This is a genomic window from Brevundimonas sp. GW821-FHT12E07, from assembly GCF_058807035.1.
On the sequence record NZ_JBXAQH010000001.1, the window covers coordinates 56858 to 70197 of the forward strand.

The following is a 13340-nucleotide window of genomic DNA, read 5'->3' on the forward strand; positions in this document are numbered from 1 at the left end:
GGGGGTCGTTTATTGCCACCTCGGTTATGACTGCGGGGTAAAGATTGTGCGTTTCCGTCAATCTCTGGAACAGTGCAGCCCCTGTTCGTGAGAACATAGATAGGCCTTGCAACGGGGAAGGTCACGTTACATATCGTTTAACGATATTAAACTTTGGCAATGGATTGTAACGGGGTTCGTGAAGAGCGATGAAACTCAAGCTTATCAAAGGGATGCGCCTCGTCGCGGCCACGCATAACCCCGGAAAGGTCCCCGAAATCGCGGCCTTGCTGGATGGAAATTACGAGATTGTCACGGCGGGAGAGCTGAATCTGCCCGAGCCGGACGAGACCGAGACCACTTTTGGCGGCAACGCCATGCTGAAGGCGCGCCACGCGGCCCGGCTGTCGGGCGAGGTTTCGCTGGCGGATGACTCCGGAATGTCCGTTCTGGCGCTGGACGGGGCGCCGGGTATTTTTTCCGCGCGCTGGGCCGGACCGGGGAAGGATTTCGCCCTGGCCATGAAGAAGGTGGAGGAACGGCTTGAGGAGATCGGATCGACCGACCGCCGCGCCTGGTTCACCTCGGCCCTGGCCGTCGCCTGGCCGGATGGCCCTTGCGTCGTCGTCGAGGGCGAGGTCCACGGCGAACTGACCTTCCCACCCCGGGGCACGCGCGGCTTCGGCTATGACCCCATCTTCGTCCCCGAAGGCTTCGACCAGACCTTCGGCGAGATGGAGCCGGCGGCCAAGGACGCCATGAGCCACCGCGCCCGCGCCTTCGCCAAGCTCAAGGCCGCCCTGATTGACTGATCTGGATCCGGGCTCGGACGTCGCCGTCTATGTCCACTGGCCCTACTGCGCCCGCATCTGCCCCTATTGCGACTTCAACGTTGTGCGCGACCGTGGGAAGACGGACGAGCAGGCCGGACTGGTCGCGGCGATCCTGACCGATCTGGAGGCGCAGGCGGCGCTTGTGGGCGAGCGACGACTGGCCTCGATCTTCTTCGGCGGCGGCACACCTTCGCTGATGCCGCCCGAGGCGGTGGCGGCGGTCATTGAGGCGATCCACGCCCGCTTCCCGGCCGCGCATCCGGTCGAGATTACCCTCGAGGCCAATCCGACGGACGCCGAGGCGGCCCACTTCCGCGCCCTGGCGGACGCCGGGATCAACCGGCTGTCGCTGGGGGTCCAGTCGCTCGACGACGCCGCCCTGAGGTTCCTCGGCCGAAACCATTCCGCGGGCGAGGCCCGACGGGCCATCGAGATCGCGGGCAAGGCCTTCGCCCGGCTGTCGATCGACCTGATCTACGCCCGGCCGGACCAGTCGGTCGCCGACTGGACCGCCGAGCTGACCACCGCCGTCGATCTCGGGTTCGAGCACGTCTCTCCCTATCAGCTGACCATAGAGCCCACGACCGCCTTCGGCCGGGCCTTTGCACGCGGCGACTGGACTCCACCCGACGAGGACCTGTCCGCCGCCCTCTATGAGACCACGCAGGCGGTGCTCGGGATCGCCGGGTTCGAGGCCTATGAGGTGTCCAACCATGCGCGCGGCGTGGCGGCCCGGTCGGCGCACAATCTGCATGTCTGGCGCGGCGGCGACTATCTGGGCCTCGGCCCCGGCGCCCATGGACGGCTGACGTTGGACGGCCTTCGCACCGCCACCGTCGCCCACCGCAGGATCGGGGACTATATGGCGGGGGTCGGGGAAGGCTCGCCCTGGGCCGAACGCGAGGCGCTGGACGCCGAAGGCGCCGCCGAGGAGCGGATTCTGCTGGGCCTGCGCACCGTCGAAGGCGTCGAAGCCTCGACCTTCGGGACGCTCGGGATCGCCGACCGCGTCGCCGCGCTGGCCGAGGACGGCTTCCTGACGGTTTCGAACGGGAGGGTCGTCGCGACCGAGGCCGGCCGGCCGGTGCTCGACGCGGTGTTGAAGGCGCTTCTGACATAGAGTGCTTGGCCTGAGGCCGTCGGGCTGGCACGGTCCCGCGCCATGACTGAAGCCGCCCTGTTCCCGCCGACCGCCCCGCCGTCGCGTCTCGTTTCGCCCGGCCTCTACCTCGTGGCGACGCCGATCGGGAACCTGCGCGACATCACCCTGAGGGCGCTCGACGTCCTGGCCGCCGCGGATCTGGTGCTGGCCGAGGACACCCGGGTCACCGCCAAACTCCTCTCCGCCTATGGACTGAAGGCGAAGCTGGAGCGCTGCGACGACCACGCCTCGGCCCGGGCCGCCGAGATCGCCATCGAACGGGTGCGGGAAGGCCAGGTCGTGGCCCTGGTCTCCGACGCCGGCACGCCCGTGATCTCGGACCCCGGTTTCGTGGTGGCCCGCGCCTTCATCGCCGCCGACCTGCCCGTGCATCCGATCCCCGGCGCCTCGAGCCTGCTGGCGGCCCTGTGCATCGCCGGCCAGCCCTCGGACCGGTTCCTGTTCGCCGGCTTCCTGCCGCCCAAGTCGGGGGCGCGGAAAACCATGCTGGCCGAACTCAAACAGGGCCGTCAGACCCTGGTCTTCTTCGAGAGCGGGCCGCGTCTGGCCGCCAGCCTCGCCGACATGGCCGAGGTGCTGGGCGACCGCCCCGCCGCCGTCACCCGCGAACTGACCAAACTCTATGAGGAGGCGGTCCGGGGCACGCTGTCCGAACTGGCCGCCGACCCGCGCTGCGATGCGCCCAAGGGGGAGATCGTCATCGTCATCGGGCCCGGCGCGGTCGAGGTGGCCTCGGCCGCAGACGCCGATGCGGCCCTGATCGAGGCCCTGACCCGGTTGCCGACCGGAGAGGCCGCGTCCGAGGTGGCCCAGGCGCTCGACCTGCCACGCAAGGCGCTGTACCGCCGGGCGCTGGAGCTTCAGGGCAAGGGATGACCCGGCGGGAGCGCCTGAAAGCCCCGAAAGCCGTCGCCCGCCCCAAGGCGGCATGGCGACAGGCGCTGGGCGGCAAGGCGTTTCGACAGGGTCACGCCTCGGAATGGACCGCCGCCGCCTGGCTGATGCTCAAGGGCTATCAGATCCTCGGCTTCCGCCTGAAGGGACGCGGCGGGGAGATCGACATCCTGGCGCGCCGCGGCCGGGTCCTGGCCGTGGTCGAGGTCAAACGGCGCGCGACCCTGGAGGCGGCGCTGACCGCCCTGACCCCGGAACAGCACCAAAGGCTGCTCGCGGCGGGCCGGGCAGTGTTGCACGGACGACCCAGCTTGGCCGGGCATCAATTGAGAATCGATATGGTGGCGCTGGCTCCCGGGCGATTTCCGCGCCATGTTTCAGCCATAAGTTTTCCCGGGCCCTGAAATTCAGGCAGAAATCCCGGTTGAACCCAGGTTGGGGAAGAGCGTGACGCGCGAGGAAGCGGAAGCGATCCTGGTCGAGGCCGGTCGGGCCGACGACGACGACTTCCCCTTGCTGGAAGCCGCGATCGCCTGCGCCATCCACGACTATCCGTTCCGCGACACCGATCCGGTCCGAACCCTGGCCCGCAACGCCGCCGACCGTCTGAGGGAGCGGATCGACCGCGAGAGCCCCGACGACGCCCTGGCCGAGACCATGGCCGCCGACCTGAGGCTGAACGGCGACCTGCTGCACTATGACGACCCGGCCAATACGGATGTCATCGACGTCGCCGAGCGCCGGCGCGGCCTGTCGGCGGCGCTCGCCGTCTTCTATCTCGACGCCGCCAAGCGGGCCGGGCTGGAGGCGCAAGGCGTCGATTTCCCCAACCACTTCCTGCTGCGCGTCGAGACCCCGGCCGGGCCAGTGGCGCTGGACCCGTTCAGTCAGGGCCGCATCGTCCTGCCGTCGGAGCTCAGCCGCCGGGCGCTCCGGGCCGGACTGACGCCCCATATCGCCGACCGGCTGGACCTGCTGATGGCCCCGGTCACCGACCGTCAGGCCCTGATCCGCCTCCAGAACGTCCTGTTCAGCCGCGCCATCAAGGCTGAGGACTTTCAGGGCGCCGAACGCTCGGCCATGCGCCGGGCCCTGCTCGACCCCGAGGACCACCGGCCCTGGCTGGACGTCGCGGCCGCGCGCGAGAAACAGGGCGCCCTCAACGGCGCCCTCGAGGCCCTGCACCGCGCCCGCATCGTCGGCGGCCAGGATATGGTGGTCCAGACGGCCAGCTTCGACCGTCTGAGGATGCGGCTGAACTAGGGGGGCGCCCTTGCGCCTGCGGGCCTCGCCGCCCATTACCCAAGCTTCCACCGCGCAAGGTCTCCAGCATGCTCAAGGTCGCCGTCCAGATGGACCCCGTCGAAGGGGTTGATATCGAGGTCGACACGACCTGGCTGATGATGATGACGGCGCAGGACCGGGGGCATGCGATCTGGGTCTATGACTTCCGCACCCTGGCGCTCGAAGAGGGCCGTCTCTACTGCCGCGCCCGTCCGGTAACCTTGCAGCATGTCGCGGGAAGCCATGTGAGCTTCGGCGACTGGGTGAAGCTGGATCTGGCCGAGGACGTCGATGTCATCCTGATGCGTCAGGACCCGCCGTTCGACATGGCCTATGTGACCGCCACCTATCTGCTGGAGACGGTCCATCCGAAGACCCTCGTGGTCAATGACCCGGCCGAGGTGCGTTCGGCGCCCGAGAAGCTGATGGTCACGGCCTTCCCGGGCCTGCAGCCCCCGACCCTGATCTCCTCCGACCCGGTCGCCCTGACCGAATTCCACAAGAAGCACGGCGACGTGGTGCTGAAGCCGCTGCACGGCAACGGCGGTTCGGGCGTGGTCAAGCTGCGCGCCGACGATCCCAATCTCGACGCCCTGATCGAAATCCATCAGGGCGCGTCGCGCGACCCTCTGGTGATCCAGAAATTCATCCCCGCCGTCTCGAAGGGCGACAAGCGCATCCTGCTGATCGACGGCGAGCCCGTCGGCGCCATCAACCGGGTGCCGGCAGAGGGCGCGGTGCGGTCGAACCTGCACGTCGGCGGCACGGCCATGCCGGTCGAGCTGACGCCCCGCGATCTGGAAATCTGCGCCGCCATCGGCCCGACCCTGAAGGCGAAGGGGCTGATCTTCGTCGGCATCGATGTGATCGGCGACTATCTGACCGAGATCAACGTCACCTCCCCGACCGGCGCCCAGCAGCTGAAGCGGTTCACCGGCATCGACGCCACCGCCCTGATGTGGGACGCGATCGAGGCGAAACGCGCGGGTTAAACCACGCGGGGTTGCATTACTTTCAGGTTCATGGTTCGTTCTCTTCCGGGGCGGGAGAGCGACCATGCTGGCCAGTATCGCGACGGTGGCGTTCGAGGGGGTTGAGGCGCGGCGCGTCGACGTCCAGGTGCAGCAGATCGGGGCGGCCGAGGGCTCCTTCGCCATCGTCGGCCTGCCGGACAAGGCGGTGGCCGAGAGCCGTGAGCGGGTGCGCGGCGCCTTCGCCGGCATCGGCCTGGCTTTGCCGTCGCGGCGGATCATCGCCAACCTGGCACCCGCCGACCTGCCCAAGGAGGGCAGCCATTTCGACCTGCCCATCGCCCTGGCCCTGCTGGCCTCCATGGGGGTGATCGGGCCCGATGCGCTTGAAGGCTGGGCGGCGATCGGGGAGCTCGGGCTGGACGGGCGGATCGCGGCGGTGGGCGGCAGCCTGTCGGCGGCCATGGCCGCCAACGCCATGGGGCTGGGCCTGATCTGCCCCGAGGCCAACGGGCCCGAGGCCGCCTGGGCAGGGGACGTGGCCCTGCTGGCGCCCCGCTCTCTTATCGGGCTGGTCAACCACTTCAAGGGAACCCAGGTGCTGCGCGCGCCCGAACGCGGGCCGGTGGTCGGCGGAACGCGCGTTCCGGACCTGCGCGAGGTCAAGGGACAGGAGAGCGCCAAGCGGGCGCTGGAGGTCGCCGCCGCCGGGGGCCACAATCTGCTGTTCATCGGCCCGCCCGGCTCGGGCAAGTCGATGATGGCGGCGCGGATGCCGGGCCTGCTCCCGCCCCTGACCTCGCAGGAGCTGCTGGAGACCTCGCGCATCTGGTCCGTCGCCGGAATGATCGAGCGCGGCGCCCTGACTCATGAACGGCCGTTTCGCGCGCCCCACCACTCGGCCTCCATGGCGGCCCTGACCGGCGGGGGGCTGCGCGCCAAGCCGGGGGAGGCGTCGCTGGCCCACAACGGCGTCCTCTTCCTCGACGAACTGCCCGAATATTCCGGCATTATGTATCAAACACACCAGATGTGATGATGTTTCATCCCCATATGAGGGGGTGAGATGACCGTTTCAAACGTCTGGGTAACACTCTGCGCGTTGATATGCGCGAATATCGGCACCACTGAAGCTCATCTTCAGGCCGGTCTGGCCCTCGGGAGGTTCGGACCTGCCGGGCTTACGGAACGCAACGAACTCGGTGAAGTACGCGTGTCCGAAAATGTTCTCGTAATAGATTCGCCCGCTCAGGATCAGAATCTCCGATTGGCTGTCAAACGCCGACCTGCTGATCTGGGTCGGGTCTTTCAAATAGACGGCACAGTTTCGGTCGGACCCGCCGCCCAGTCCGGCCCAACCGTTAAACGTCAGCTCGTTGTCAGGGGGTACAGGCCATTCCCGGCTCCCTCCCGGAGGCGTGGTAACGACAGCATGGACGCCAATGTCAAATCGAAGCGCTGGAGTCTGCCCAGTGTTTTTGCACCGGATGACAAAGAATGGATGTTCGCCCGTCCAGACCAAGCGGACGTGTTCAGGGTGAAGATAGGCGCGAAGCTGCTGGTTCGCCGCTTCCTCTGTGACGCGGACCGCTTCTCTGGCGGCCTCGGTGGCGTCGTTGGCTTCTTTAACCGCGTCCCTGGTGGCTTTCAGCGTCAGCCCGACCAGCACCACGCCAACGATCCCGGCGAGAAACTGGATGACCGTAAGATCAACCATTTGCTCGGCGGCGTTGGCCGCCCTGACATCCGCATAACTGCCGTTACAGGCCTTCTCCTCGCCCTTTGCGCAGGCCGCTTGGGCTTCGCTCTGTACCGTCGCCCGATCCGCTTGAATCCCAAGAAGAAGGTTTGAGAACAGGTAGAGAGCGATGATGCCAACCGCCAGCCAAGCTAGGGTGTCAGCTACGGTTCTAAGCTGAGCTTGGTTACGCCTATCGCTGTCAGACATTGAACGAGAAACGCCGCTGTGAAACCGCCCCGCGCGATCTTGTTCGCAAGGTTACGCTCGGATTCGGGAATTCCCATAGCGGTCAACTTCTCCGCGAGTTCGCGATAGCCGACACCCTTCCGCTTTAGCTCGGCCTTGAGCAGGTTTTTGGTCTCAAGGGTCCAATCGCGTTCGGACATCATCGCCTCCTAGTGAAACATCATCATATGCGATGTTTTCCCCATTGACAACGATGTCTCATAACACCATATCTGAGTGCATACACACCGGATATGATGATGTCTCAGCACTTCCTCCTCTCAGCCGCCGCCCGGACCCTCTCGCTGGTGAAGGTCATGCGCATGTCCGACGCCGAAGCCCGTTCGACGTTCCAGGGCATCCGTTGGGCGAACAACAAGGGCGAGCCGGTTTGCCCGTCGTGCGGCTGCGTGGACATCTACGACCTGACGACGCGCCAGATCTTCAAATGCGCCGGTTGCCTCAAGCAGTTCAGCGTGACCTCCGGTACGATCTTCGCCAGTCGCAAGCTGGCTATGCGCGACATCCTCGCCGCCATCGCGATCTTCACGAACGGCGCGAAGGGTTACAGCGCCCTCCAGCTGAGCCGCGATCTCGACGTCCAGTACAAGACCGCCTTCGTCATGGCTCATAAGCTGCGTGAGGCCATCGCTCTGTCGCGCGAGGCCGACAAGCTGGCCGGTACGGTGGAAGTCGATGGCGCGTACTTCGGCGGATATGTGAAGCCGGCCAACCAGAAGACCAACCGCCGCGACCGTCGCCTGTCAGAGAACCAATCCGGCAAGCGTCAGGTGGTTGTCGCCATGCGCGAGCGCGACGGCGAGACCCGCACCTTCGTCACCCAGACGGAAGCCCAAGGCGTCGCTCTGGTAACCGCCAATGTGGAAGCCGGTACGACCATCCACGCGGACGAAGCCTCGCACTGGGATGCCCTGCACGCCCGTTACGCGACGCATCGCATCAATCACTCGGAAGCGTACTCGGCGGCTGGCGCCTGCACGAACATGGCGGAGAGCTTCTTCTCGCGTCTGCGTCGGGCCGAGACCGGCATCCACCACCATATCGCGGGCAAGTACCTGAACGCCTATGCGACCGAAATGGCGTGGCGCGAGGACTTCCGCCGCAACTCCAACGGCGTCCAGTTCGGCGCGATTGTCGCCGCCTCTATGGCCGCTCCTGTGTCCCGCCAATGGAAAGGCTATTGGCAACGCAAAGCAGCGTAAGTGCGGCACTCGTTGGATCGACGGTGTGACTGTGGGTGTGCAAGGGACTTCGGTGGCGGCACAATCTCGTTGACCGGCGCGTCAAGGCAGATGTATACACATCCAACGTGAAAAGGCGGGATCAGCCAAAGCCAACCCCGCCTCCGTGTGCCGCAACCGTTCAGCGACTGCCAGCGAGTTCGACCGTAGTCAGACCCGCCGCGCCACAATCGGGATGGACCCCCGACTGATCGCGCAACCATTATATAGCCGAAGTTACGCCCCGGAGTCCAACCCCGGGGCGAAAACTTGTGTGTTTTCAATTCTCTAGGAATTACATCATCTTGCGTCCGCAGTGGGCTCAAGTGCCCACATGATGTGTTCACCGTCTGTGCCACAGTTGTGGACAAAGTCGGCCTGACGCAGGGATGTCAGGCACGCGCCGACGCGCTTCCTGATCATGATTCTGGTCCCGTCGTCAGCGTTCAGGCCCCGATCCTGAACCCACGCCTCCGCGATGTCCCGCGACGTGATTGGCCCTGTCGCCTCCTTGAGCCGGTCCAGAACGAACCGGCGCATCTGGCCCTTCTTGGCCCTGTGCTTGGTGGCGTAGCGCTTCACGGCCCGCGTGTCGGCCTGAGGATCGAATAGCCGGATACAGGCGTCTAGGTGGTCGAGGTCGCATGTGACCTTGCGCACGTCGGATTCCAGGACCGCCTTGAGCTTCACCAGTTCGCGGCGTTTGGCCTCTAGGCCAGCAATCGTATTCGGACGTTCCATCCGGCCAGATTATCACCGCTTGCAATGACGGTCGTCATCGTTCATGGTGTGTTTGCTACCTAATGCCGGAATATTCGGCCCAGGCGCTCGACAGCCTGCGCCAGCCGCTGGAGACCGGGGAGATCGTGGTCGCCCGCGCCAACCACCATGTGAAATATCCGGCCCGGTTCCAGCTGGTGGCGGCCATGAACCCCTGCCGCTGCGGCGTCGGGGGCTTCGGCAAGGGCGCCTGCGGAAAGGCCCCGCGCTGCCAGCGCGACTACCAGAACCGCATCTCCGGCCCGATGTTTGACCGCATCGACCTGACGGTGGAGACCCCGCCGGTCACCGCCGCCGACATGGCCCTTCCGCCGCCGTCCGAAGGCACGGCGGAGGCCGCGGCCCGCGTGGCCGTCGCCCGGGCAATGCAGGCCGAACGGGTCGCCGAACTCGGCCTCGATCCGGTTCAGGCCCGGGATCAGGCGATCAACGCCCGCTGCTCCGGCGAGGTGCTCGACCGCTTCGCCACCCCCGACGAGGCGGGCCGGGCGCTCCTGATGCGGGCTGGAGAGGCCGGAGGTCTGACCGCACGCGGCTGGACGCGGACCCTGCGGCTGGCGCGCACCATCGCCGATCTGGAGGGCTCTACCGGGGTCCTGCGCCGCCATATCGCCGAGGCCCTGATCTATCGCCGTACTTCGGCGGGGGCTCAGGAAGATTTCGACCGCCAGCGCGCCCGCCACGACCCGGGCCTGTCCGACGCCCCTTCCGGCCTCCCCGCCTGGTGACCCCGCAGGGTAACTGGCGGCCGGCGCCGACCCATTCCGGGCCGCGACAATTCTCCGGACGCTTGAACCGGCCTTAACCCTTGGTGGTGCAGGGTGATCGTGACGAAGGCGATCCACGGACGCGACCATGGCCCGAAGGGCGAAGACGACCGACACTCTTCCCGAGGCCCCGACCGTTTCCGGCACGGACGGCAGCGATCAGTTCCTGCGATTGATGAGCCATGAGATGCGCACGCCCCTGAACGGGGTGATCGGCATGCTGGGCCTTCTGACCCGCACCCGTCTGGACGGCGCCCAGCGCGCCTATGCCGAGGCCGCCCAATCGTCGGCCGAACATCTGCTGGGTCTGGTCAACGATCTTCTGGACTATGCGCGGCTCGAGGCCGGGCGGCTGGAGTTCGATCCCGCCCCGGTCGAGATCGAGGCCCTGGTGCGCGGCGTCGCCGAACTGCTCAGCCCGCGCGCTCACGACAAGGGGCTGGAGATCGTCTGGTCCGTTTCGGGCGACGTATCCGACATCATGGCCGACGAGGGTCGGCTGCGGCAGGTGCTATTCAATCTGGCCGGCAATGCGGTCAAGTTCACTGACGCGGGCGGCGTCCGCATCGCCGTCGAGCGCATCGGCGGCAGCCGCGCCCGGCCGCGTCTGGCCTTCATCGTCGATGACACCGGCCCCGGCGTCCCGCCCGAGGCCCGCGAACGCATCTTCGAGGAGTTCGGCCATGTCGACGCCTCGGACGCCACGCGCTTCGGCGGCGCCGGCCTGGGCCTGGCCGTGGTCCGCCGGCTTGCCGGGGCCATGGGCGGCACCGTCGCCGTCACCGACCGGCCACGTCAGGACAACTCCGACATTTCCACCGGATCGCGCTTCCGTTTCGAGGCTGTGTTCGACGCGGTCGCCGGCGCGGCCGCCCGTAGCAAACCCCTGACCGGCATCGCCGTCGCCGTCCGCTCGCCCGACCCCTTCGTGGCCCGGGCCGCCACCGACCAGATCGTCGCCAGCGGCGGCGAGGCCAGCGATGACGCCGCCATCGTGCTGGTCGACCATGCCGGGGCGGTGAAGGAATTCGGTCCGGGCGCCGTCGCCCCCCTGCCCGCCTCGGGCCGCGGCGTGATCCTGCTCAAGCCTTCGGAGCGCGAGCTGATCGCCCGCTACCGCGCCATCGGCTTCAACGGCTATCTGATCAAACCCCTGCGCCGCGCCTCCCTGGCCGAGCGGGTTCTGGCCGCGGTTCAGGCCGCCGAACCCGTCAATGACGCCGCCCCGCGCAAGGCCCTCGCCGAGGACGACCGCGTCGTGCCTGTCCGCTTCGCCGGCATTCGCGTGCTTCTGGCCGAGGACAATCCGGTCGGCGCCCTTCTGGCCAAGACCCTGCTGCGCCGCGAGGGCTGTGTCGTCGAGACCGCCGCCACCGGGCACGAAGCCGTCGCCGCGATGAAACGCGCCCGCTACGACCTGGTCTTCATGGACATGCGCATGCCCGGGATGGACGGACCGGCGGCGACGCGGGCCATCCGCGCGGCCGGGGACAGGACCCCCATTGTCGCCCTGACCGCCAACGCCTTCGCCGAGGACCGCAAGACCTGTCTGGAGGCCGGGATGGACGACCATCTGGTCAAGCCGCTGGAGCCCGACGCCCTGCGCGCCGCCCTGACCCGCTGGACGAACCGCGACAACCGCTTCAAGGTCGCGGTCTGACGCCGGGGGGCGTCGCCCCCGGAGTGACCCATGACCGACGCCGTGACCACCAAGCCCGCCGGCCGCCTCGGCGGTCTGGCCGTCTATTGTGAGCGACGCGTCATGGCCCAGCTGCTGCTGGGCTTTTCGGCGGGTCTGCCGAACCTGCTGATCTACGACACCCTGACCGCCTGGCTGCGCGATTCCGGCGTGACGCTGGAGCTGATCACCTTCTTCGGCCTGGCCACCCTGACCTATGCGCTGAAGTTCGTCTGGGCCCCGCTGCTGGACCGGACCAATATTCCCTTCCTGACCAAATGGCTGGGCCATCGCCGGTCGTGGATGCTGGCGACCCAGGCCATGATCGTGCTCGGCCTGTGGATGCTGGCGGGGCAGAACCCCCAGACCAATCTGGTCGGCGTGGCCCTGTTCGCCCTGATGGTCGGCTTCTTCGGCGCCACCCAGGACATCGCCATCGACGCCTGGCGGATCGAAGTGTCGGACGACGCCCGTCAGGGCGCCATGGCCGCCGCCTATCAGCTGGGCTACCGCGTCGCCGTCATCGTCGCGGGCGCCGCGCCCCTGGTGCTGGCCGAGCTCTATAACTGGAACTTCTCCTACGCCGTCATGGCAGCCCTGATGGCCATCGGCGTGGTCGGGGTCCTGCTGGCCCCGCGCGAGAAAGCTCACACCATCCGCGAGATTCCGGTCGGCGACATCCCGGCCCGGCCCGTGCTGCAGGTCGTCGAATGGATCGTGCGACTGGCCCTGATCTTCATCGCCGCCCTGATCATCGGCACCGGCCTGACCGACAAGCCCGACGCCCTGCTCTGGGCCTTCGGGGGCGTGCTGGGCGCGGGCGCCGAGACGATCAAGGCCGGGCTCGAGGACAACACCGCCACGGGCGTCCTGATCCAGTTCGCCTATGTCATCGGCGGCTTCGTGATGATGGCCGTGGCCTGCTGGCCCATTCCCGGCGTGAAGACCCGCCCCGGCGCCTATCTGGCCGGCTCCTTCGGCCAGCCTCTGGCCGACTTCTTCGTGCGCTTCGCCAAACTGGCCCTGCCGATCCTGGCCCTGATCTGCCTCTACCGACTGGCCGACTTCGTGCTGAACATGATGAACCCCTTCTATCAGGACCTCGGCTTCACCAAGATCGAGATCGCCGAGGTGCGAAAGGTCTTCGGAGTGGTCATGCTGTCGCTCGGCGTCTTCGTCGGCGGCTGGTCGGTGGCCAAGCTGGGGCTGATCCGCACCATGGTCATCGGCGCCTTCATGAGCCCGGTGTCCAATCTGGTCTTCGGCTGGCTGGCGACCCAGGGGCATGACCTGAGCGCCCTGTTCGTGGCCATCGGGGTGGACAATGTCGCCACCGGCTACGCGGGCACGGCCCTGATCGCCTATATGTCCAGCCTGACCTCGATCGGCTTCACCGCGACCCAGTACGCCCTGTTCAGCTCGCTCTACGCCCTGCCCGGCAAGATCATCGCCTCACAGTCGGGCAAGATCATCGAGACCTCGGCCCGGGCGGCCGATGCGGGCGGGCCGCTCAGCCTGTTCAAGCCGATGTTCAACACCCTGCCGGAGGGGTCGCTGGTCGCGGGCGCGGCAAAGAGCGGCGTGACCGTTCAGGGCTTGGGCGCCGGCTACTTCACCTTCTTCCTCTATTCGGCGGCGATCGGGATCTTCGCCATCGTGCTCGCCTTCTATGTCGCCAAACGCCAGCCGGCCGTCATGGCCGAGGCCAAGGCGCGCGAGGAGGCGGCGCAGGCCGAGGCCGCGACCGAGGCCCAGCCTTCCTGATGGGAAGCGCCGACGCCGGAG

General features: G+C 67.2%; 12 protein-coding genes and 2 pseudogenes. 11 read left to right on the forward strand and 3 right to left on the reverse strand.

Annotation, left to right across the window (positions count from 1 at the left end; translation table 11 throughout):
- Nucleotides 1-188: 188 nt before the first annotated feature.
- The 7 genes and pseudogenes from rdgB to AC1ROD_RS00345 all read left to right on the forward strand — a co-directional run.
- Nucleotides 189-791, forward strand: coding sequence for an RdgB/HAM1 family non-canonical purine NTP pyrophosphatase (rdgB, locus tag AC1ROD_RS00315; protein ID WP_492946272.1), 603 nt, complete (start codon nt 189-191; stop codon nt 789-791).
- Nucleotides 784-1932: a radical SAM family heme chaperone HemW gene (hemW, locus tag AC1ROD_RS00320; RefSeq protein ID WP_492946273.1), complete on the forward strand. Its 1149-nt coding sequence runs from the start codon at nt 784-786 to the stop codon at nt 1930-1932. Before rdgB ends, hemW begins: the two co-directional genes overlap by 8 nt.
- 42 nt (nt 1933-1974) lie before the next feature.
- Nucleotides 1975-2850: a 16S rRNA (cytidine(1402)-2'-O)-methyltransferase gene (gene rsmI, locus AC1ROD_RS00325; protein WP_492946274.1), complete on the forward strand. Its 876-nt coding sequence runs from the start codon at nt 1975-1977 to the stop codon at nt 2848-2850.
- Nucleotides 2847-3272: a YraN family protein gene (locus tag AC1ROD_RS00330; protein WP_492946275.1), complete on the forward strand. Its 426-nt coding sequence runs from the start codon at nt 2847-2849 to the stop codon at nt 3270-3272. The genes rsmI and AC1ROD_RS00330 overlap by 4 nt, the downstream gene beginning before the upstream one ends.
- A 43-nt stretch (nt 3273-3315) precedes the next feature.
- Nucleotides 3316-4131 (forward strand): SirB1 family protein, encoded by an 816-nt coding sequence (locus tag AC1ROD_RS00335; RefSeq protein WP_492946276.1) that lies wholly within the window; start codon nt 3316-3318, stop codon nt 4129-4131.
- A gap of 68 nt (nt 4132-4199) precedes the next feature.
- Nucleotides 4200-5144 (forward strand): glutathione synthase, encoded by a 945-nt coding sequence (gene gshB / locus AC1ROD_RS00340; protein WP_492946277.1) that lies wholly within the window; start codon nt 4200-4202, stop codon nt 5142-5144.
- 64 nt (nt 5145-5208) lie between these two features.
- Nucleotides 5209-6126: pseudogene (locus AC1ROD_RS00345) on the forward strand (YifB family Mg chelatase-like AAA ATPase); the annotation flags it as partial.
- A 72-nt stretch (nt 6127-6198) separates the two neighbouring features.
- On the opposite strand, the gene AC1ROD_RS00350 reads toward AC1ROD_RS00345, so the two are convergent.
- On the reverse strand, nt 6199-7071 hold the full coding sequence (locus AC1ROD_RS00350; RefSeq protein ID WP_492946278.1) for a hypothetical protein: 873 nt from the start codon (nt 7069-7071) through the stop codon (nt 6199-6201).
- The gene (locus AC1ROD_RS00355) at nt 7026-7250 is read right to left on the reverse strand and encodes a DUF6471 domain-containing protein (RefSeq protein ID WP_492946279.1); all 225 of its coding nucleotides are present in this window, start codon (nt 7248-7250) and stop codon (nt 7026-7028) included. Before AC1ROD_RS00355 ends, AC1ROD_RS00350 begins: the two co-directional genes overlap by 46 nt.
- A gap of 99 nt (nt 7251-7349) precedes the next feature.
- Here AC1ROD_RS00355 and AC1ROD_RS00360 point away from each other — a divergent pair, with 99 nt between their 5' ends.
- Nucleotides 7350-8312: an IS1595 family transposase gene (locus tag AC1ROD_RS00360; protein WP_492946280.1), complete on the forward strand. Its 963-nt coding sequence runs from the start codon at nt 7350-7352 to the stop codon at nt 8310-8312.
- 318 nt (nt 8313-8630) lie between these two features.
- On the opposite strand, the gene AC1ROD_RS00365 is transcribed toward AC1ROD_RS00360, so the two are convergent.
- Nucleotides 8631-9071, reverse strand: coding sequence for a hypothetical protein (locus AC1ROD_RS00365; RefSeq protein WP_492946281.1), 441 nt, complete (start codon nt 9069-9071; stop codon nt 8631-8633).
- A 62-nt stretch (nt 9072-9133) separates the two neighbouring features.
- On the opposite strand from AC1ROD_RS00365, the pseudogene AC1ROD_RS00370 reads away from it, so the two are divergent.
- The 3 genes and pseudogenes from AC1ROD_RS00370 to AC1ROD_RS00380 form a co-directional block, all read left to right on the forward strand.
- Nucleotides 9134-9838, forward strand: a pseudogene (locus AC1ROD_RS00370) (ATP-binding protein); the annotation flags it as partial.
- A 127-nt stretch (nt 9839-9965) separates the two neighbouring features.
- Complete coding sequence (locus AC1ROD_RS00375) at nt 9966-11537, forward strand: response regulator (protein WP_492946282.1); 1572 nt, start codon at nt 9966-9968, stop codon at nt 11535-11537.
- Nucleotides 11538-11567: 30 nt separating this feature from the next.
- A complete protein-coding gene (locus tag AC1ROD_RS00380; protein ID WP_492946283.1) occupies nt 11568-13319 on the forward strand; it encodes an AmpG family muropeptide MFS transporter in 1752 nt (583 codons plus the stop codon).
- The last annotated feature ends 21 nt before the right edge of the window (nt 13320-13340 follow it).

Excerpts from the sequence above, each read along its gene's own strand:
- rdgB (WP_492946272.1), top strand. The coding sequence starts at position 189 with ATGAAACTCAAGCTTATCAAAGGGATGCGCCTCGTCGCGGCCACGCAT.
- rsmI (WP_492946274.1), top strand. The coding sequence starts at position 1,975 with ATGACTGAAGCCGCCCTGTTCCCGCCGACCGCCCCGCCGTCGCGTCTC.
- AC1ROD_RS00330 (WP_492946275.1), top strand. The coding sequence starts at position 2,847 with ATGACCCGGCGGGAGCGCCTGAAAGCCCCGAAAGCCGTCGCCCGCCCC.
- gshB (WP_492946277.1), top strand. The coding sequence starts at position 4,200 with ATGCTCAAGGTCGCCGTCCAGATGGACCCCGTCGAAGGGGTTGATATC.
- AC1ROD_RS00350 (WP_492946278.1), bottom strand. The coding sequence starts at position 7,071 with ATGTCTGACAGCGATAGGCGTAACCAAGCTCAGCTTAGAACCGTAGCT.
- AC1ROD_RS00355 (WP_492946279.1), bottom strand. The coding sequence starts at position 7,250 with ATGTCCGAACGCGATTGGACCCTTGAGACCAAAAACCTGCTCAAGGCC.
- AC1ROD_RS00360 (WP_492946280.1), top strand. The coding sequence starts at position 7,350 with ATGTCTCAGCACTTCCTCCTCTCAGCCGCCGCCCGGACCCTCTCGCTG.
- AC1ROD_RS00365 (WP_492946281.1), bottom strand. The coding sequence starts at position 9,071 with ATGGAACGTCCGAATACGATTGCTGGCCTAGAGGCCAAACGCCGCGAA.
- AC1ROD_RS00375 (WP_492946282.1), top strand. The coding sequence starts at position 9,966 with ATGGCCCGAAGGGCGAAGACGACCGACACTCTTCCCGAGGCCCCGACC.
- AC1ROD_RS00380 (WP_492946283.1), top strand. The coding sequence starts at position 11,568 with ATGACCGACGCCGTGACCACCAAGCCCGCCGGCCGCCTCGGCGGTCTG.